Raw genomic sequence first — 20,076 nt, forward strand, 5'->3', positions numbered from 1 at the left:
GATACGCCATTAATTATAGCCATGATCCCCGGATTTCGAGCCAACATCAAGACCCAGAGATCACAGCTTTAACATTTATCCATTATTCAGGGCAACGGGCGCCACTGGCACGATGCGAGAGCCATTCTTCACCACTATATCCATGATTTTTAAATGTAACTCTTCCGATGCCAACTGAAAGGTGGGAAAACTCTTGGTGCCGATATAGGCGAGCACATTGACCTGAAGACCATGGAGACCGAAGCCCTTAAAGGTGACCCTGAGGGGCTCTTTGAGCACCAGCTCATGCTCTTCGAGCATGGCTTTAATCTCGGCGACAATCGCCTTGAGCTGCTCCGAGGTGGTCACCGCATAATCGAGACGAATATCCGCCTTGAAACGGATCTTCTCGCGCTGGGAGATGTTTTCGATCTCCATCTCCACTAACTTAGCGTTGGGCACGTGAATAAGCGTCCTGTCCAGGGTGCGGATCTGAGTGCAGCGCAGGCCAATCTCCTCGACCGTGCCGCTGATGCTACCAAATTTACACAGGTTGCCCACCTTAATCGGCGCCGCCGAATAGAGGGTAATTGTACCGATAAAGTTCTCAATCGACTGCTTGGAGGCGAGCGCGATGGCGATGCCCCCTATGCCCATACCGGCGATGATGGCGCTGGCGTTAAAGCCCAGGTGTTCTAGCCATAACAGCACCGCCATGATCACGAAGATCACCCGCAGGAAATTAGTCAGCGGCCTGAGCAGGGAGGCGGCCTGATCTTTACCCTGCTCTTTCCAGCGTTTCTTCAGGCCCTGCTGGAAGATCCCCATGGCGCTCCAGCCAAACCAGATGATGGCCGACACCAACAGAAAGCCGGTATCTATCATCTCAATTGCCGCCGGTGAGATGCTGCTGTGAGACACCCAGGCTCTGACCAATAGCACGGCTGCCAGTAAACGCAATGGCCCGGCGACGATATAGGCCAGCTCCTCTTTAAGCTCATATTGGGTTAGCAAGATAACGCGCTTGATGATCCAGGTAATGGGCACCATCACCAGAAATGCGGTGATCAGATACGCCAGCAGCAGGGTCCACTCCCACAGGTTGACGTTAAACCAGCGCCCCTCGGGGATATGATTGACAAACCACTCGGCCACGGGCCCATAGCCCAGGTTTTGATAGAGCTGTGGCACCTTGGCCACGGTAGCATTGGAGACCTTCCAGATGGTGCCGCCTTCACTGGGCACCCGCTGTAGATAGAGGGCGATCTGATCGCTCTGCAAGGCGACCCGGCCGAAGAGATCCCGATAGGCAGGAAGCTGATCGTTATCCTGCCCAAGTGGGGTATCGTTGAGCTGGCCCAGGTCGAGCCAGAGATTACGCTCTATGATCAGCTGTAGCTGCTTAGCATATTCGGCGCCTTTGCTGGCCGACATCCCCTCGGGCAGGTAACGCAGATCCAGATATTCTGCCGCCTTCTCATAATCCTGCTCGTAAACCGCCTCCATAAAGCCTTCTACCGTGCCCCTTGGGGTATCACGCTGCAGGCTGTCCTGATAATCGAAGTGCTCAACCGAGCGCACAAATTGGCTCTGACCACTGTCGGCGGCAGCATCGCTTAAGGCCCCCACCAAACTATTTGGCGCCGCGCTCCAGGCGCTGCCGACAAAAAAACTCATTACCAACATAAACTGCCAAACAACAAAGCGCATCCCAGTCCCCTTAATTGTTAACAAGCGCCTAGAAATATTAGCATTTATTCCTAAATTGCACAGTAGAAAGCTAAGCAGGAACCGGCCTTTTCATCGCCATGGGCCTGGTCAAATCGACAGAATTGATTAAATATTGACAAGTACGCCGCCGAGATTATAATGCGTTCCTTCTGCAGTACCCTGCTTTAAGTTTCTGCCTTCAAGTTTTGCATCGCTAGACTCTAAATCATCTCATAGTCATCGCTTCAACAACTCGCAGTTATCTCGTCACACTATTGTCATTTATTGATGATTTACTGTGTCCAATCCGGTGAAAAGCCCCTGTTTAGGGCGCAAGCAACGGCTTTAGCGAGGCAGATCACTTGATTATTTAAATTAGGCTGGGTAGTCTCAGAAAGGATTTAATTCATCTTTCGCAACAGCTAAGGATCTATTATTTGTTAAATTTTTACTGCCACAAGGCAGTTATAGTAATAAGGAGTATGGCCTATGTCGTACAAAGTTAACGGTCATGAGATCACGGTAAACTTCCCGGTGGACTCAATTTCAGTCAACAAATCCTCTATCGCATTTACCGATAGCCTAGGAAAAAACAAACAAACTTTTGCTAAGCGTACCGACGCCCTGCAATTTATGAAATGGTTGCTCTCAAGCAACAAATAACCCCCACGCTATTCGATACACCTCCTCTCACACGTATCGAAGGTTGCCCAGGCAACAAGTAGGATTGACCCCATTCGTCAACGACTCAGCAGGTAACATTTGGCTCAGGTTGTACCCCTTTCACAGGTACCGACCTGGCCAAATGGCATTTATCTCTCTAGCTCACCAAACTTACGCCTATACCTAGGCAGCATAGATTGATTACCCAGCAGGCCCCCTTGGTGCAGATAGAGCACGGGCGCAGCTAACCCCTGTTGCCACAGCTGCTTGAGGCAAAGCCAGCCCAGGGGATCGTAGAGCAGCTCAAACGCTATCCCCGTCGACTCGAGTTCATGCCACATCTGGTAAAACTCAGGGTACAGCTTGCCAAAGTGGTAGCGCTTAGCGGCCGGGACTATCTGAGGATGCAGCGCTTCGTCTTGCTCAAGCGCTAAAAATTGCTTCTTAAGATACTCATCGCCTCCCACCACGGCGCAGGTCATGACGCTGATGCTGGGATCTATAGCTAGGAACTGTTTCTGCAGATAGAGCGCCGTGGTGCCTGTGCCGGATGGCAGAAACACCACTAACTCGTTAAGGGGCTGCGCGCTTTTCCAGCTGGCTATCTCGCGGGCAAGCTGGGCGACGCCCGGCTCGGCAAAGGCGCAGCGCCCCCCTTCTGGCACAAACAGCTGCTCATCGCTGCCCGTCAACACCCTTTGCCTTATATAAGCTTCGCTATCCAATCCATCTCGATCCGTCTTTCTTGAGAGATCTATGATGTTGGCGCCGTTATCTAACGCCGCTAGGTAGTTGCCGCAGGGGTGCTCCGTCAGATAACTGGGGAGATGGTCCACGTAGAAATCCAGCCGCCACCCCTTGAGCTTAGCCAGGGCCGAAAGCGAATAGAGGGAGTTGGCCTGGGGCGAGCCATAGCCAATCAGTTGCCTAACAGAGGGGAAGTCGTTCTCAAGGAAATAGGCAAACTTACGCGCCTTATTACCGGAAAACTCGGGATGCAGCAGATCGTCGCGCTTCACATAGACCTTGTGCTCCCCAAGGCAGACAGCCTCTACGGGCGTGTGGCTAAGCTTCATGTTATCGGGCCTGAATGAAATGACGCGCCAGAGTGTACACCCTTTAACGGCAAATGCGTAATTTGACCGACTTTTGGCATATTATGTCAACACTCCAGAATCACACCAACACAATAATCAATAAAAACATACAGATATAACATGGCATGGTTTTCGCTTATTCCCTAGTAGATCTAATTTAAGGCCAATGCCTTAACAACAATAAAAGCACTGCAACAAGGAGCTCTTCATGGCACTACTGCGCTTAATCTTTAATATTGCATGGTTTATTTTAGGCGGCTTCGTGATGGGGCTGGCCTGGTGGCTGGCGGGCCTGCTCTGTTTCATCAGCATCATAGGCATCCCCTTCGGACGTGCCTGTTTCGTTATCGGTGAGATGGCCTTCTGGCCCTTTGGTCAGCAAAACGTTAATCGCCGCGCGTTGCAAGGGGTCGATGATATCGGTACTGGCCCGCTCGGCATGGTAGGTAACATCGTCTGGTTCCTGCTATTTGGGATCTGGCTTGCCATCGGTCATATCACCCACGCGCTGGCCTGTTTCGTCACCATCATAGGGATCCCTTTTGGTATTCAGCATCTGAAACTGGCGCTGCTGAGCCTGACCCCTATAGGGCAGACGATCACGGCCAAGGCTTAATAGCCTTGAGGCTTGAAATAGAGCCTGAAGGGGAGTTCGTGAACACCAACGACTGAACCGAATCAGGATGCTTGCCAAACGGCGAGTTAGAGGCTTTGAAGGTAATCTTCGAGGAGCTGCTCGACTTGGATACGGGCCAGGCCGGCGTTATAGATCTCTCGCCACCTGCGTCCATCGGGAGTGTTTCTAAAGGCGATATAGAGCTGTTTCGACTCCAGTAACTGCTTGTTAAATTGCAGCCTGGTCTTGAGTTCGCTCAGGTGTGGCTGCTCGATGAGAAACTGATAAACATAGAGATCCATGACGGCGCCCTGAACCCTTCCAGTGGCCACCTTGCGGATATTGTGCTCATCTGAGCTCACCAGCTCTACCGGCTGGGCGCCGATGGCAATCATTTCATCGAGCGCCTGGGTGTTCACATAGTCTCTGACCACGCCCAAGGTGTAGGCATTGAGATCCTGCACTCGCGACCAGGTAATGGGGTGCTGGCTCTGCTCCAAGATCCCAAGGGGACTCTGTCCCATGGAGTCGGAGAAGATGAATTTATCGGTTGGGTGATGATACTCGGGGAAATAGCCCTGATAGCCAGAGTCGTCCCGGGTCACCACACGCACTGTGCGGCTCCAGGGGAAATAGTCCACCTGAAGCTCATGACCCATGGCTGCAAGTGCGGCTCTGGCCACCACCACACAGGCGCCGCCATCCTTCAGCGTCGGCCCCGAATAGGGTGGCCAATTTAATGAGGAAAGCTTGAGGGTCTCGGCCTTCGGGGCTGAAACAACACACAACAAGGTAGCGATGAAGATGAAGACACACAGTAAATGGACGCGTCGTAGCGTTGCTGGCCATAGCTTTACTGGCAATGGCGGTACTGGCAATAGCGGCGTAGAGAGCAAGGCCTGCCTATTAGCGCTATTTATGCTTAAGTTAAAGCCGCCTGTTCTCATCAACACCCTTCCCCCGAATCACTGCTTCGCCGCACTCCATCGCGCCATAGATGTCCTTTTGTTACACATTTTCACTGGCATGGATAAACAAGATGATGCAAAACAAGTATAGGAGAGAAGGTCAAATGAGGTATTTATGCTGAGAAAAACCTTGATCACCGTCATCGGCGGCGCACTTTGTCTACTCGGGTTGGCGCTGGTGATCTTGCCAGGCCCGGCCTGGTTACTGCTGCCCATAGGACTTGCAGTATTAAGCTTGGAGTACCACTGGGCCAGAGGCTGGCTAAAGAAGAGCCAGAAACAGATGACCCGCAGCGCCGCTTGGCTTGACGCCAAGGTGCGCGATTGGCGTTACAGCCGCTAAAATGCGGCTATTTGCCACCATTAGCGCTATTTCCCGCCAATAGTGCTTATTCCCCACCAATGATGGCTTGGGCGCTAAGGCGTCTTAAGCCAATAGAGTGGCAAGCCAACAAAAAGCTAGGTCAGCACAAAGAGGTCGCGCCCGCAGTTCTTATGAGTCAATACGTTGAGCCGCTCCAGAATCGCCAGCAACACCCCTTGCCTGCGCATGTTTTCCAATACGCCGCGGCTGAAGCGTTCCAAACGGCTCATGGCGGTTAACAGCAAGCGGCACTGATAGAAGCTCGCCTCGCGGATATAATCTGGCTTATCGACAAGGTGGGCATTTTGGTACCACTCCTGCCAGTTGAGAGTATCGAGTAACAGTCCCTGCTGAGCGAGCTGCTCGACAAAGCCCTGCATCGTCAGCTGACTGCTGGCCTGATCGCCACGGGCAAACTGCGTGGCATATTGAGAGTAGAGATTTGCTATCTGCAAAGATATTACACTTTTCATATCGCACTCCTTAGTCCCAAGGACAGGTTGCCCTTAGCGGCCCCCATTGCCCTAACGCCTTTCGCCTTACTTTCTAGGCGTTTACCTGACTTCACATCTCATAAAACGCTTGCTGAGTCTTAAAAGAATACATTCGCTAAGCCTCTTACCTAGAGAATCTGCATACTCCGTACCACAGCTTATCTAGGAGGCTAATAGCCTGGTGCGCCCGGCGTTTTATCAATGGCTTAACTCCAGGTTAATGAGAAGATGCTGAATACAAGCTGAACATGGCTAAGGTCCTGACTGGCTAGACATTAACAGGGCGAGACCATATGCTAGCTGAGAACGCAATGATTGCGCTGGAGAATTCAGATGAAGAAATACACCACAGGCGTTAGCCTTATCCTACTGGGACTGTCTATCGGTTTTTCGCCGCTAACCCTGGCTAAAAACGATAAGCATGAACATGGTGCCAAGGCCCATAACGAAAAGAGCCTGCCACCAGGATTGCAGAAGAAGGTGGCCCGCGGCGAGCCGCTACCACCGGGCTGGCAGAAGAAACTGCACAAGGGCGATTACCTGTCTGATGACTATTATGATCGCGGCAAGATCCATGTGCCTATCGACCGTGACGGCAACATCACCATAGATGTCGATGGCACCTTTATTAAGCTGCACGACAAGACACGTCGTATCCTCGATATTATTAACGACTAGCTATTATTAACGACTAGCTATTAATAGCGACTAGCTTTCAATTAAGGCTAGCCATTTAAAAAAGCGAGCTCAACGGCTCGCTTTTTAGATCTAAAAACACTCGCTTTAACGACTGGCCTGGGCTTGGTAAAGGTTAAACTCCTCCAGGATCAGGCTGGTAAAGAGCCGGCCGGCGCGACCTAAGGGGCGCTCCATGGTCGATACCAACTGAGGGGTAAAGCTGTAACGACTGCCACCGAGAAAATCCAGTTCCTGTAACTCACCGCTGGCCAGCTCCTCTTGAATCAAAAAGTCAGGCATCCAGCCAAAGCCCAGTCCCATCAGCAGGGCATTCTTCTTCATGATAAAGCCAGACAGGTAAAACACCTTGTCACCGCCAAATTGCAGCTCGTCGCTGTGGATCTTGCCAGGCGAGGAATCCTCGATGGTCAGCTCCACATGCTGTAGCAACTCAAACAGGCTGAGCTCCTTGGCCTTGGCTAAGGGGTGAGAGCGACTCACCACCAGTATGCTGTTGATGTCGGGCAGAGGCTGTGGCCGATAGTTAGGCCCGGTGCGATAGTCTTTCACCAACATGAGATCGGCATTATCCCGCTCGAACCTGTGTTGTACCCCACCGAGAAACTCCATGTTGAGCTGGATCTTAGTAGGGATCTTATGCTCAGACACCCGCTTCAGCGCCCGCATGATGGGCTCCATGGGCAGTGAGCCATCCACCACCAACTCAAGTTTAGGCTCCCAGCCTTCGCTGAAACGGCTGGCTAAATGTTCAATGTTGCCAAGGTATTGCAGCAAGCGTTTACCTTCGGCGAGGATCACCTTACCCTCAGGGGTTAATTCGGCGCGATACTGATCCCGACAAAAAAGCTTTACACCCAGGTGCTGTTCCAGCTTCTTCACCTGATAGCTCACCGCCGACTGCGCCTTGTGCAATCGCTCGGCAGCCTTGGAGAAACTGCCCTCTTCCACCAGAATCGACAACACCCTAAAGGCTTCCACATCGATCTTCATCTCACATCCTCGGCGTAAACAAAAGACAACCATCTAAAATTTAGATTGAGTTAAGCTATTTATTATTCTTTTTTTTGTTCATGCCAGCAACTAAATTGTTACTTAGATCACATAAACATAAGTGTGCCCGCTAAAGCACCCAAGGAAAGAAGCCATGCCATTTTATGTAAGACAGGGGGAGATCCCCCATAAACGCCACATCACCTTCAAGAAAGAGAATGGTGAACTCTACCGGGAAGAACTCTTCTCCACCCATGGCTTCTCCAATATCTACTCCAACAAGTATCACCACAACATGCCGACCAAGGCATTAGAGGTGAGCCCGTTCGAGGTCAATCACGGCCAAACCTGGCAAGACACCTTGATTCAGAACTATAAGTTGGACGCTAAGCTGGCCGACCGCGAGGGTAACTTCTACTCGGCGCGCAACAAGATCTTCTTTAATAACGACGTGGCCATGTACAGCGCCAAGGTCACCGAGGCGACCGAAGAGTTTTACCGCAACGCCTACGCCGACGAGGTGATCTTCGTCCACGAGGGCCAGGGCAAGCTCTACAGCGAATATGGTGTGCTCGATGTGAAAAAGTGGGACTACCTGGTTATCCCGCGCGGCACCACCTACCAGCTTAAGTTTGACGATTACAGCCAGGTTCGCCTGTTTGTTATCGAAGCCTTCTCCATGGTGGAGGTGCCTAAGCATTTCAGAAACGAGTACGGACAGCTTTTGGAGTCCGCTCCCTATTGTGAGCGCGACATCCGAGTTCCTAGCCTGCAAGAAGCCGTGGTCGAGAAAGGCGCCTTCCCCTTGGTCTGTAAATTTGGTGACAAGTATCAGCTGACACAGCTTGAGTGGCATCCCTTCGATCTCGTGGGCTGGGACGGCTGTGTCTACCCTTGGGCTTTCAACATTCAGGATTACGCCCCTAAGGTAGGTCAGATCCACCTGCCGCCGTCGGATCATCTGGTGTTTACCGCCCACAACTTCGTTATCTGTAACTTTGTGCCGCGCCCGTACGACTTCCATCCCCAGTCTATCCCGGCGCCTTACTACCACAACAATATCGACAGCGACGAAGTGCTCTACTATGTCGACGGCGACTTCATGAGCCGCACCGGCATCGAGGCCGGCTACATGACCCTACATCAGAAAGGGGTACCACACGGACCACAACCTGGCCGCACCGAGGCCTCGGTCGGCAAGAAAGAGACCTATGAATACGCAGTGATGGTCGATACCTTCGCCCCACTGCAGCTAACCCAACATGTACAAGGTTGCATGAGTAAAGACTACAACCGCTCTTGGTTAGAAGACTAATACCGTTCGGTACACACCGAATCACAATGAATAGCCAGACAAGTCACCAAAGAGTGACTGTGGTTGTAACAAATTGAACGAGGATACTCACATGGCAAGCGAACAAAATCCACTGGGATTACTGGGCATCGAATTTACCGAGTTTTGCACCCCAGATCTCGACTTTATGCACAAGGTCTTTATCGACTTTGGTTTCTCTAAGCTGAAGAAGCATAAGCAAAAAGATATCGTTTACTACAAGCAAAACGACATCAACTTCCTGCTAAACAACGAGAAGAGCGGCTTCTCTGCCGAGTTTGCCAAGAAGCACGGCGCTGCCATCAGCTCTATGGGCTGGCGCGTAGAAGATGCCAAATTCGCCTTCGAGGGTGCGGTTGCCCGTGGCGCCAAGCCTGCAGGTGATGAGGTGAAAGACCTGCCCTATCCGGCCATCTACGGCATCGGCGATAGCCTGATCTACTTTATCGACACCTTCGGCGCGGACAACAACATCTACGCCACCGACTTTGTCGATCTTGAAAACCCAGAAATCGTACAAGAGAAAGGCTTTATCGAAGTCGACCACCTGACCAACAACGTCTACAAAGGCACCATGGAGCATTGGTCGAACTTCTACAAAGATATCTTCGGCTTTACCGAGGTACGCTACTTCGACATCAAGGGTTCGCAGACGGCACTGATCTCTTATGCCCTGCGTTCACCCGATGGCAGCTTCTGCATCCCAATCAACGAAGGTAAAGGCGACGACAGAAACCAGATCGACGAGTATCTGAGAGAATACGACGGCCCAGGCGTGCAGCATCTGGCGTTCCGCAGCCGCGACATCGTTGCCTCATTGGATGCGATGGAAGGTAGCTCGATTCAGACCCTGGATATCATCCCTGAATACTACGACACCATCTTCGATAAGCTGCCACAGGTAACCGAAGACAGAGAGCGCATCAAGCATCACCAGATCCTGGTGGACGGTGACGAGGACGGCTATCTGCTGCAGATCTTCACCAAGAACCTGTTTGGTCCTATCTTCATCGAGATCATTCAGCGTAAGAACAACCTGGGCTTCGGCGAAGGTAACTTCAAGGCACTGTTCGAATCAATCGAGCGTGACCAGGTGCGTCGCGGCGTACTCTAAACACTGGCTCATACAGAGCAATGTGACACTAAAAACCAGCCTCATCGGCTGGTTTTTTTTTGCTTTGCAGCGAGGCGATAAATCACTACACTAGCCTGCCTAGTCACTCATTCATCGCACCACAAGATGTCAGATCATATTCTTATTGCCGTTTTTCTGCCCACCTTCTTCTTCGTCTCCATCACACCCGGGATGTGTATGACACTGGCGATGACCCTCGGCATGAGCATAGGGGTGCGCCGCACCTTGTGGATGATGATAGGCGAGCTGGCCGGAGTGGCCCTGGTGGCGGTTGCCGCCGTGATGGGAGTCGCCGCCATGATGCTAAATTATCCGCAGATCTTCGAGGTGCTCAAATGGGTCGGCGGCGCCTATCTTGGCTATATCGGCATACAGATGTGGCGCGCCAAGGGCAAGATGGCGAGCCTGGACAATCAGAGCACGCAGATCAGCAACCAGGCCTTGATCTCACAGGGCTTTGTCACCGCCATCGCTAACCCCAAGGGCTGGGCCTTTATGATCTCTCTGCTGCCGCCTTTCATCGATGTGGAGCGCGCGGTGGCGCCGCAGCTGAGCCTGCTACTGATGATCATCATGATGACAGAGTTTGTCAGCATGCTGGCCTACGCTAGCGGCGGCAAGTCGCTCAAGTTGTTTTTGGCGAAGGGCGATAACATCAAGTGGCTCAATCGCATCGCGGGTTCCTTGATGATAGGGGTCGGCTTCTGGCTGGCATTGGGCTAAGCTAGGCTAGGCTTAACCTAAGTTAACTTAGCTTACTTAGTTAGTCGCCCTCACGCTTAAAGGGCAAGATAGCCTCAAGCTCATTCATATAGATCTTCACCGCCCGCGCTTCCTGCTCGATGAAATCGGCAATGGCGCGGCGAAAATCACCGTGTAAGATCTCGTGTATCGAATAGGTGGGGATAGGCTCAAAGCCCCTGAGCACCTTGTGTTCTCCCTGGGCGCCGGCATCAAATTTCTTAAGCCGCTGCGCGATGGCATAGTCTATCCCCTGGTAGTAACAGGTCTCGAAATGCAGCCCCTCTATCTCCTCCAGAGCCCCCCAGTAACGGCCATAGAGGCAATCACCACCGACGAAATAGAGCGCCGCCGCGATGGGCTCGATTTCTTGCGCGCTCCCGACCTCACTCCTGGCGTCACTCCCTGCCTGAGCTTCTAGCTTGTTAGCTTGCGGGCGCTCTACCATTAAGAGGCGCACCTTATCGGCCATGTTTTTGACGACAGCGCTGAAGAAGGCGGCATTCAAATAGCCCTGATGGCCGGAGCGCTTGTAATAGGTGCGCTGATAGCAGTGCACAAAATGGGTAAGTTCATCTTCAGTGATTTCGGCCCCGTCGATGAAGTGAAATTTCAGCCCAGCTTTTGTGATGGCGCGGCGCTCCTTGAGGATCGACTTGCGTCTGCGACTGGTAAGCCTCGAGAGAAAGTCATCAAAGCTCTGATAATCTCGATTAAACCAGTGAAACTGAGTACCGAGGCGCTGCAGATGCCCCTTACTCACCAAGGGCTGCCTCTCGCTTTCTAATAGAAACAGACTGTGCCAGCTCGATGCCGAGCAGGCCTTGGTGAGCAAATCCAGATGCTCGCCAATTTTACCGATAAGCCCCGCTTTTTGCGCCTCAGACAGATCGACTCTAAAGCCGATGCGCGACCCCGTTACCGGAGTAAAAGGGATAGCATTGACCAGCTTAGGGTAATACTCGAGCCCGTGGCGCTCATAGGCCTGGGCCCAGGCCCAATCGAACACATACTCGCCATAGGAGTGCCCCTTGAGATAGAGGGGCATCACGGCAAGCACCTTGCTGGGATCAATCTGTCTGTCACCTCCCTGAGCACTCGCCTGATTATTCTCCCCTATTTGCCCGGCCTCGCTGACCACAAGATGCATGGGTCGCCAACCCGTCTGCTCCCCCACGCAGCCGCTTAGCTCGAGGGCATGTAGATACTCATAACGACAAAAGGGGTTAGCCGGTCCGTTCTGATCCTGCCTGTTCGCGCCCGCCATCAGGGCATTCCACAGAGGTGCCCCCAGGATAGCGATTTGACTAACACACTGAATCGAATATGATGCCGCCAAGAGCTGCTCCTTAAAAAGATGGCTTGATTTCAGCAGTGATAATCGGCACATTGAAACCAAGAGAACTGACTCAGTAGCTTAACACGCTTAATATTCTTATCACTCTTCTTACTCTTAACGCGCGTATTCATTGCAAAACTTTTATTACTTTAATCATTAAGGAACCCGTGTGCGTCCAATAAAAACCTTACTCTTTGCCATCAGCCTCAGCCTGCCGCTCGTCGCAGGTCAGTTTGCCCAGGCCACCGAATCCTCCATCTATAGCCACAGCGCCACTGTGCAGCCCATCTGGGCCAAGCACGGCATGGTGGCCAGCCAGGAGGCCGTAGCCACTCAAGTCGGGGTCGATATTCTCAAGCAAGGCGGTAACGCGGTCGATGCGGCGGTCGGCGTCGGCTTTGCCCTGGCGGTCACCCTGCCAAGGGCCGGCAACATAGGCGGTGGCGGTTTCATGCTGGTGCATCTGGCCGAGGGCAACAAGACGGTCGCCATCGATTATCGCGAGGTTGCCCCCAAACGCGCCCACAAGGACATCTTCCTTAATGAGCAGGGTGATGCGGTCGCCAAGCTCAGCCGCGAACATGGCCTGGCTGTAGGCGTACCCGGCACCGTCATGGGGATGGAACTGGCCCTTAAGAAATATGGCACCATGACCATGGCCCAGGTGATCGAGCCCGCCATCAAGCTTGCCGAGCAAGGCATCACAGTCACCCCGGATCTCGCCACCTCCCTTGCCGGGCTTAAACGCCGCATCTCTCAGTGGCCAAGCTCCAAGGCGATCTTCTATCGCCCAGATGGCAGCAACTTCGAGATAGGTGACACCCTCAGCCAAAAGGCGCTGGCCCACTCACTCAAGCTGATCAAGGCCCAAGGCAGCAAGGGATTCTATGAGGGCGAAACCGCCGAGAAGATAGTCGCCAGCGTCACCCAGGCCGGCGGCATCATGACCTTAGATGATCTTAAAGGCTATCGTGTGGTCGAGCGTCAACCTGTCCAGGGCGAGTATCGCGGCTACCAGGTGATCTCCATGCCGCCCCCCTCATCCGGTGGCATACATATTATCGAGATGCTCAACATGCTCGAGCCTTACCCCATCGCCAAGTTAGGCCATAATACCGCCGACACCCTGCATTTGATGGCCGAGGTGATGAAACGCGCCTATGCCGATCGCAGCGAATATCTGGGGGATCCCGATTTTGTTGAGGTACCGGTGAAAGCGCTCATCAGTAAAGATTATGCCAAGTCCCGCGCCAAGGGGATCGCCATCAACCGCGTCACCCCAAGCAGCGAAATCGCTCCGGGCAAGCTCGCAGGTTACGAAAGCCCACAGACCACCCACTACTCTGTGGTCGATAAGTGGGGCAATGCGGTGGCCAACACCTACACCCTCAACTTCAGCTATGGCTCGGGCCTGGTGGCCGAAGGCACGGGCATTCTGCTCAACAATGAGATGGACGATTTCTCAGCCAAACCCGGCGTACCTAATGGCTATGGCCTGATCGGCGGCGATGCCAATGCGGTCGAAGGCGGCAAGCGCCCCCTCAGCTCTATGAGCCCAACTATAGTGATGAAAGACGGCAAGCCCTTCATCGTCACCGGCAGCCCAGGTGGGTCACGCATCATCAACACCACACTACAAATCATCATGAATGTGATCGATCATGGACTCAATATCGCCGAAGCCAGCTACGCTAGCAGGGTGCATCACCAATGGCTGCCCGACGAGCTGAGAGTGGAGAAGAGCCTCAATCGCGACACCATCTCGCTATTGGAAGCCAGAGGCCACAAGGTCAGCGTCAAAGATGCCATGGGCTCGACCCAGTCGATCATGATCACCGACGAAGGCCTGTTTGGCGCCTCAGATCCTCGCCGCGCCGGCAGTGCGACAGCGGGTTACTAGTATCATTCGCACTAGAATGACCCACAAAAAAGGGAAGCTAAGCTTCCCTTTTTTTTAACTCAATATTGCTACTCAATGTTTTATCACTTAATGCGCAGACTCTGACGCCAGAACTGCTGTGACAGGTGATGAGTCTTGGCCGACAGCCGCTCCACCTGACCGCCCCGCTCTGCCGCGGCCTGGGTCTGACTCAGGCTGGCCAGGGCTAGCTCGTTGATCAGCTGAATCGACTGGCTGATCTCGCTGGCCACCGCCGTCTGCTGGCTCATGGCAGCAGCGTTGGCATCGCTCATCTGATTGATCTTATCGATAGAGGCGCGCAGCTCCTCGAAGGAGGCATCCACCTGCTGAGCCAAGCCTACTGAGTGCTGAGCCTGACGCTGACCCGCCTGCATGGTCTGACTCGCCTTTAGCGTGCTGTCTCTGAACTTACTGACGATCGCCTCGATATGGCTGGTCGACTCGCTGGTGCGGCTGGAGAGCTGGCGCACCTCATCGGCCACCACGGCGAAGCCCCGGCCCGATTCACCCGCGCGGGCCGCCTCGATGGCGGCATTGAGCGCCAACAGGTTGGTCTGCTCGGCGATACCCCGTATCACCTCCAGCACCTCGTTGATCTCCTGACTGTCCTGCTCAATAGAGGCCACCACGGCGGAGAAGTTACTCACCTCCTGATGCAGCCCCTTGATGGCCTGGATCACCTCGACCAGCAGCTCATGGCCCTTCTCGGCCGCCTCATGACTCATCGACATCTCTTCGGCCGCATGCTGGATATTCTGGCTCACCTCGTTAAAGCTGGCGCTCATCTCCTCCACAGCGGTGGCCGCTTGACTGGTCTGCTGGCTCTGACTGTCGGCGCGATCCCGGGTATGGCTGATGGTCTCATTCAGGCTGACACTGAGTTCCTGTATCGACTCGGCCGAGTCCGCCATGCGTCCCACGGCGCCGCCAGTTTCAGTCAGCAGATACTGCAGGGCGAAGCTGAGTTTGCCCAGCTCATCCTGACGACCACAGTACACGGCGGTCGCCAGCGGATCGTCTATGATGCCGCTCGCCTGTTCCACCAGGGCATTAAAGGGTTTTAAGATCAGAGAGAGCCCACCAAGTCCCAGGCCCGTTGCCAGCAGCAGTGCCAGCAGGGGCGAATAGCCGGCGAGCGCGACGCCGACGCCAAGGCTCAGCAGCAGGACCAAGCCCAAACGCTTGCCAAAACCGAGGCGCGCCGCCTTTAGCGCACGGGGCCGTTTACCGGCGTTAAGCTCGCCATAGAGGGCCTGAGCGTTATCTATCTGCGCCTGGGTGGCCTTCCTGCGCACTGATTGATATTCGTGCACCTGGCCGCCTTCGAACACAGGAGCCACATAGGCGTTGACCCAGTAGTGATCCCCCGACTTAGCGCGATTCTTCACTATGCCAATCCAGGGCTTGCCCTGCTTGAGGCGAGACCACATGGACTCGAAGGCCGCCGGCGGCATGTCAGGGTGGCGCACAATATTGTGGGGCTGGCGATAGAGTTCATCCTGGGTAAACTCAGACACCTGAGTAAAACCAGCATTAGCGTATTTGATCTTGCCCTTAAGGTCTGTGGTCGACAACAAGATTGTGTCGGCGGCAAACACCTTCTCTTTCTGAGTGACAGGTTGGTTATTTTTCATATTATTGTTCTTCTGGGTACAAAGACGTTAGCTATGCTTATCTAACGCAATTAAAAAGTCATTGATAATTATCAACAAAGACTAAATTACCTTAAAAACAGTCAGGTTATTTTGCAAGCCTTAATCGCTGGTGCGCTGCGCCCCGGTCTTAGCCGCTTGCTTAGTCTTTTGCTTAGTCCCTTGCTTAGCCTGCTCAGATAACTCCTCTGTCGATGCAGCCAGTTCGACGAAAGCGGCGGTATACATCTGTAGATTGAGCATAAATTGCGCCTTGGTGATGAACTCGTGCTCGCTATGACCGGTATACTCGACGCCGGGCATGGCGGGGCCAAAACTTAGTGCATTGGGAAACAGCTTGCTGTTGGTCGAGCCGCCGATGGCCACAGGCCTTGGCGATGGCGTATCGGTAAAGTGACCAAATACCGACAGCAGGGTCTGCAGATGCGGCGCCTTGTCCATCAACTTAGGCTCGCCCCAATAGGTCTCGATCCCCTCAAGCGACACCTGGTGCTGCGCCTGCCAGCCCTCCAGTGCCTGATGAGTTTCCAGATCCAGCTGCTCGGGCGTCTTGCCCACGGGGCGTCTTAGGTTAAGCACTATCTCTGTGCCCTGATCATTTGGCTTCACCAGGGTTGCGGCCAGGGTCATGGGCCCCATAAAATCATCTTCATAGGCGATATCGCCAAACTGCTCGCCATAGAGCCCTAGCCCCACCATCTGCTGGATAAACTTCGCCGTCATCGCCGACTCGCTACGCGCAAAATGAATCCCCTTCAACAGCTCGGCCAGATGGGTCACGGCGTTGACCCCCGCCTCGGGCGTAGAAGAGTGGGTCGACTTGCCCTCGGCAGTGATGGTCAGCTGTCCGTTAACTTGGCCCTCAGATGATGTCTGCTCAAATTGATACTTCATCCCCTGCTGGGCGCTGGCCTTATCCTTAAGCGCAGCGATTGTCTTCTTATCTAGCCCAGAGATCTTGGCCACCGCCTGCTGGGGCACCTGGCTGTCGAAGGCACCGCCAGAAAAACCATCTAGGCTGGCCGACGCGCTAGAGGCTGCTTTACCATTCTTAGGCATCTTGGGCATCTTGGGCGTCTTGGGCATCTTAGGAATAGTCAGGCGAATTTCACTCCAGCCCTTCTCGGCGGTCACCACCGGGTACTCGGCGTCTATGGTGATATTGATATCGGCGGGGGTAAAGTCGGTCAAAAAGGCCTTCAGCGGCGCCCAATCCGATTCTTCGGCAAGATAGACCAGCAGCTCGATGCGCCTGTTTAAAGCTAGGCCCTTGTCCTTGATCGCCTTCATGGCATACATGGCGGTGACTATCGCCCCCTTGTCATCTTCGGTGCCGCGACCAATCAAAAAACCTGGCTGTGACTGACTGTCCAGGGTAAAGGGGTCTTGCTGCCAGAAACTGGCATCGGCGGGCTGCACATCGCCGTGGGTGATCACCCCAAGCTTCTGCTCCCCTTCCCCCAGACCGATAAGCACCACATAGCCTTGATCGCTGTAATCCAGCCCCAGGCTCTGGCTCAGGGACTTTAACTGCGCCTTGAAGCCGATAAATTCGGGATGGGTCAAGGGGGTCATCCCCTCTGTTTCCACCGTCTTAAAGGGGATCAGGGTCGATAGCGCGGAGATGGTCTCATCGCCATAGGTATTAAGGGCATATTGAGCCACTCGGTCGGCCAGGGCCGAGATCTTAGGCGCGGCTTGTAGAGGGGGTTTAGCACTTACAGCTGAATCGCCTTGGGCACTAAGATGTGAATCGGCTTGAGAGGTGGCAAAAGTTAAGCCGCTGCACAGCAATAGACTGAAGGCGCCGGCGGCTTTAAGGGAGAGTTTAAGAGTCATCTGTTATTATCATTTTTAACGTCGAATTGACGCATTTTGCCACATTTATGTGCATCTAGGGTGCAAAAACAGCCAACTCAAAACATTTGTTACAAACAAAACACAAAATCGATAGATTTAACCGTCAGAAACCTGATAATGAGCAGTTTAATGTCGCCGCTTAAGCCAATTTAAGCGCAGATATTTGCGGTCATTTTGGCCGCTTAACGAGTCGTGACGCCAGATCGCGGCCTAAAACAAGCCAATCATCGGGGAATTTAACTATGAAGGGATTGACCCTCAAGCCAATCGTGTCGGCCATGGCACTCGCCATCGCCTTAGGCGGCTGTAGCGCCCAGCAAGGTAGCAGCCAGCAAGCGGAAGTCGCACCCAACGCGGTCGCGCAGCGCATCATAGACAACAACGCCAGCAACCCCTTCTTCAAGCCCTACGATACCTTCCTGGGTATGCCAGATTTCGACAAGATCAAACCAGAGCACTACCTGCCGGCCTTCAAGGCGGGTATCGCCCAGCACAAGGCTGAGATCCAGGCCATTATCGATAACCCGGCGGCCCCTACTTTCGCCAATACCATCGAAGCCATGGAATTTGCCGGCGATCTCACCACTAAGGTGGCCAGCGTCTTCTATAACCTGACCAGTGCCGACACCAACGAGCAGCTACAGGCGATCTCTAAAGAGGTCTCTCCTATGTTGTCTGCCGCCGGTGATGACATCCTGCTTAACGACCAGCTGTTCAAGCGCGTCAAAGCCGTATATGACCAGCGCGATAGCCTGGCGCTTAATACCGCCCAGCAGAAGCTACTGGAAGATACCTACAAGTCATTCACCCGCGGCGGCGCTAACCTGAGCGATGCCGACAAGGTTAAACTCAGAGCCCTGAACGAGAAGATCGGCAAGCTGAGCCTGGAATTTGGCGATAACCTACTGGCCGAAACCAACGCCTTCGAGCTAGTAATAGACAACGCCGCCGATCTCAAAGGTCTGCCGCAGGATGTGATCAACACCGCCGCGCAAACCGCCGAGAAGAAGGGTCATCCGGGCAAATGGGTATTCACCACCCAGCGTCCATCTATCACCCCTTTCCTCACCTACGCCGACAACCGCGAGCTGCGTGAGAAGATCTACAAGGGTTACGTTGAGCGTGGCAACAATAACAACGCCCACGACAACAAGAAGATCCTGGCTCAGATGGCGGCCCTGCGCGCAGAGCGCGCCCAGTTAATGGGTTATAAGAGTCACGCTCACTTCGTGCTGGAAGAGCGCACCGCCAAGACCCCTGAAAATGTCTATGGTCTATTAGATAAGGTCTGGCCGGCAGCCCTTGGTCAAGCCAAGGCAGAAGTCGCCGTGATGCAGGAGCTGATCGACGCCGAAGGCGGTAACTTCAAGCTGGCGGCCTGGGACTGGTGGTACTATGCCGATAAGATCCGTGTGGCCAAGTACAGCTTCAACGAGCAGGAAACTCGCCCATACTTCTCACTGGAAAACACCCTGAAAGGCGTGTTCTACACCGCCAACCGTCTCTACGGCATCACAGTTAAAGAGCGCACCGACCTGCCTAAGTACAACGACGAGGTGCGTACCTGGGAAGTGTATGACAAAGATGGCTCGCTGATGGCGATCTTCCTGGGTGACTACTATGTTCGCGACAGCAAACGTGGTGGTGCCTGGGCCAACGCCTATCGCAAGCAGTACAGAATGCATGGGGTCGAGTCTAAGCCGATTATCGTCAACGTGCTCAACTACCCACGTCCAGTCGGCGACGAGCCGGCGCTGCTCACCTTCGATGAGGCCAGCACTCTGTTCCACGAGTTTGGTCATGCCTTGCACGCCATGCTGTCGGACGTCGAATACCGTTCACAGGCCGGCACCTCGGTACCACGTGACTATGTAGAGTTCCCATCACAGGTGATGGAAAACTGGATGACCCAACCAGAAGTACTGGCGCAGTTTGCCAAACACTACAAGACGGGCGAAGTGATCCCTCAGTCGCTGGTTGAGAAGATCCAAGCGGCCAGCAAGTTCAACCAGGGCTTTGCCACGGTTGAATATATGGCGGCCACCAAGCTGGATCTCGACTGGCACACCCTGAGCGACTTCGAGCCTAAGGATGCGGCCAAGTTTGAAGCCGACTCGCTGAGCAAGATGGGCCTGATTGAGGAGATCGCGCCGCGCTATCGCAGCACCTACTTCTCACACATCTTCTCGGGTGGTTACTCGGCCGGTTACTACAGCTACCTATGGTCTGACATCCTGGGCGCCGATGCCTTCGAGGCCTTCAAAGAGAACGGTATCTTCGACAAGGCAACCGCCGACGCCTTCAGAAACAACGTGCTGTCTCAAGGCGGCAGCGAAGATCCTATGCTGCTCTACAAGCAGTTCCGCGGTAAGGAAGCGGGCATCGAGCCGCTGCTTCGCAGTCGTGGCCTGCTCGCCAAGTAAGCAGCACACGTCAATCGACAAGAAGCACGCTCCGGCGTGCTTTTTTTATCCCGTCAAACCGCGAGATTGCGCAATTCCCGCGCAACTTGCTC

General features: G+C 53.8%; 18 protein-coding genes. 10 read left to right on the forward strand and 8 right to left on the reverse strand.

Annotated elements, in window-relative coordinates; all coding sequences use genetic code 11:
* Positions 1–75: 75 nt before the first annotated feature.
* Positions 76–1,689 (reverse strand): mechanosensitive ion channel family protein, encoded by a 1,614-nt coding sequence (locus SHEW_RS11135; RefSeq protein WP_011865943.1) that lies wholly within the window; start codon positions 1,687–1,689, stop codon positions 76–78.
* A 489-nt stretch (positions 1,690–2,178) separates the two neighbouring features.
* Between SHEW_RS11135 and SHEW_RS20595 the strand changes: the two genes are divergently transcribed.
* On the forward strand, positions 2,179–2,352 hold the full coding sequence (locus SHEW_RS20595; RefSeq protein ID WP_011865944.1) for a hypothetical protein: 174 nt from the start codon (positions 2,179–2,181) through the stop codon (positions 2,350–2,352).
* 149 nt (positions 2,353–2,501) lie between these two features.
* On the opposite strand, the gene SHEW_RS11140 is transcribed toward SHEW_RS20595, so the two are convergent.
* Positions 2,502–3,428 carry a 1-aminocyclopropane-1-carboxylate deaminase/D-cysteine desulfhydrase gene (locus SHEW_RS11140; RefSeq protein ID WP_011865945.1) on the reverse strand — a complete coding sequence of 309 codons (927 nt, stop codon included), beginning with the start codon at positions 3,426–3,428 and terminating at the stop codon, positions 2,502–2,504.
* Positions 3,429–3,657: 229 nt separating this feature from the next.
* Between SHEW_RS11140 and SHEW_RS11145 the strand changes: the two genes are divergently transcribed.
* Positions 3,658–4,065: a YccF domain-containing protein gene (locus SHEW_RS11145; protein WP_011865946.1), complete on the forward strand. Its 408-nt coding sequence runs from the start codon at positions 3,658–3,660 to the stop codon at positions 4,063–4,065.
* An 86-nt stretch (positions 4,066–4,151) separates the two neighbouring features.
* Here the strand turns inward: SHEW_RS11145 and SHEW_RS11150 are convergent, their stop codons facing one another.
* Positions 4,152–4,853, reverse strand: coding sequence for a substrate-binding periplasmic protein (locus SHEW_RS11150; RefSeq protein ID WP_223294707.1), 702 nt, complete (start codon positions 4,851–4,853; stop codon positions 4,152–4,154).
* A gap of 16 nt (positions 4,854–4,869) precedes the next feature.
* Here SHEW_RS11150 and SHEW_RS20950 point away from each other — a divergent pair, with 16 nt between their 5' ends.
* Complete coding sequence (locus tag SHEW_RS20950) at positions 4,870–5,124, forward strand: hypothetical protein (protein ID WP_223294708.1); 255 nt, start codon at positions 4,870–4,872, stop codon at positions 5,122–5,124.
* 24 nt (positions 5,125–5,148) lie between these two features.
* A complete protein-coding gene (locus SHEW_RS11155) occupies positions 5,149–5,376 on the forward strand; it encodes a PGPGW domain-containing protein (protein ID WP_011865948.1) in 228 nt (75 codons plus the stop codon).
* Positions 5,377–5,492: 116 nt separating this feature from the next.
* On the opposite strand, the gene SHEW_RS11160 is transcribed toward SHEW_RS11155, so the two are convergent.
* Entirely contained in the window at positions 5,493–5,870 is a 378-nt protein-coding gene (locus tag SHEW_RS11160) for a DUF6508 domain-containing protein (protein WP_011865949.1), read from the reverse strand.
* Positions 5,871–6,224: 354 nt separating this feature from the next.
* Here SHEW_RS11160 and SHEW_RS11165 point away from each other — a divergent pair, with 354 nt between their 5' ends.
* Positions 6,225–6,569 carry a hypothetical protein gene (locus SHEW_RS11165; RefSeq protein WP_011865950.1) on the forward strand — a complete coding sequence of 115 codons (345 nt, stop codon included), beginning with the start codon at positions 6,225–6,227 and terminating at the stop codon, positions 6,567–6,569.
* 105 nt (positions 6,570–6,674) lie between these two features.
* Here the strand turns inward: SHEW_RS11165 and SHEW_RS11170 are convergent, their stop codons facing one another.
* Positions 6,675–7,580 carry a LysR family transcriptional regulator gene (locus SHEW_RS11170; RefSeq protein WP_011865951.1) on the reverse strand — a complete coding sequence of 302 codons (906 nt, stop codon included), beginning with the start codon at positions 7,578–7,580 and terminating at the stop codon, positions 6,675–6,677.
* A gap of 154 nt (positions 7,581–7,734) precedes the next feature.
* Here SHEW_RS11170 and SHEW_RS11175 point away from each other — a divergent pair, with 154 nt between their 5' ends.
* From SHEW_RS11175 to SHEW_RS11185, 3 genes are all read left to right on the forward strand, one after another.
* The gene (locus tag SHEW_RS11175; protein WP_011865952.1) at positions 7,735–8,895 is read left to right on the forward strand and encodes a homogentisate 1,2-dioxygenase; all 1,161 of its coding nucleotides are present in this window, start codon (positions 7,735–7,737) and stop codon (positions 8,893–8,895) included.
* A 91-nt stretch (positions 8,896–8,986) separates the two neighbouring features.
* Positions 8,987–10,027, forward strand: coding sequence for a 4-hydroxyphenylpyruvate dioxygenase (gene hppD, locus SHEW_RS11180; protein WP_011865953.1), 1,041 nt, complete (start codon positions 8,987–8,989; stop codon positions 10,025–10,027).
* 126 nt (positions 10,028–10,153) lie between these two features.
* Positions 10,154–10,771, forward strand: coding sequence for a LysE family translocator (locus tag SHEW_RS11185; protein WP_011865954.1), 618 nt, complete (start codon positions 10,154–10,156; stop codon positions 10,769–10,771).
* Positions 10,772–10,811: 40 nt separating this feature from the next.
* On the opposite strand, the gene SHEW_RS11190 is transcribed toward SHEW_RS11185, so the two are convergent.
* On the reverse strand, positions 10,812–12,179 hold the full coding sequence (locus tag SHEW_RS11190) for a GNAT family N-acetyltransferase (RefSeq protein WP_011865955.1): 1,368 nt from the start codon (positions 12,177–12,179) through the stop codon (positions 10,812–10,814).
* Positions 12,180–12,297: 118 nt separating this feature from the next.
* Here SHEW_RS11190 and ggt point away from each other — a divergent pair, with 118 nt between their 5' ends.
* Entirely contained in the window at positions 12,298–14,028 is a 1,731-nt protein-coding gene (gene ggt, locus SHEW_RS11195; protein WP_011865956.1) for a gamma-glutamyltransferase, read from the forward strand.
* Between the two features lie 83 nt (positions 14,029–14,111).
* Here ggt and SHEW_RS11200 read toward each other — a convergent pair whose 3' ends face one another.
* Both SHEW_RS11200 and SHEW_RS11205 read right to left on the reverse strand, forming a co-directional pair.
* Complete coding sequence (locus SHEW_RS11200; RefSeq protein ID WP_011865957.1) at positions 14,112–15,683, reverse strand: methyl-accepting chemotaxis protein; 1,572 nt, start codon at positions 15,681–15,683, stop codon at positions 14,112–14,114.
* Positions 15,684–15,803: 120 nt separating this feature from the next.
* Positions 15,804–17,540 carry a dipeptidase gene (locus tag SHEW_RS11205; RefSeq protein WP_011865958.1) on the reverse strand — a complete coding sequence of 579 codons (1,737 nt, stop codon included), beginning with the start codon at positions 17,538–17,540 and terminating at the stop codon, positions 15,804–15,806.
* Positions 17,541–17,803: 263 nt separating this feature from the next.
* Here SHEW_RS11205 and SHEW_RS11210 point away from each other — a divergent pair, with 263 nt between their 5' ends.
* Positions 17,804–19,984: a M3 family metallopeptidase gene (locus SHEW_RS11210; RefSeq protein ID WP_011865959.1), complete on the forward strand. Its 2,181-nt coding sequence runs from the start codon at positions 17,804–17,806 to the stop codon at positions 19,982–19,984.
* Positions 19,985–20,076: the final 92 nt, after the last annotated feature.

It is taken from the genome of Shewanella loihica PV-4, from assembly GCF_000016065.1.
Taxonomy (GTDB): Bacteria; Pseudomonadota; Gammaproteobacteria; order Enterobacterales; family Shewanellaceae; genus Shewanella; species Shewanella loihica.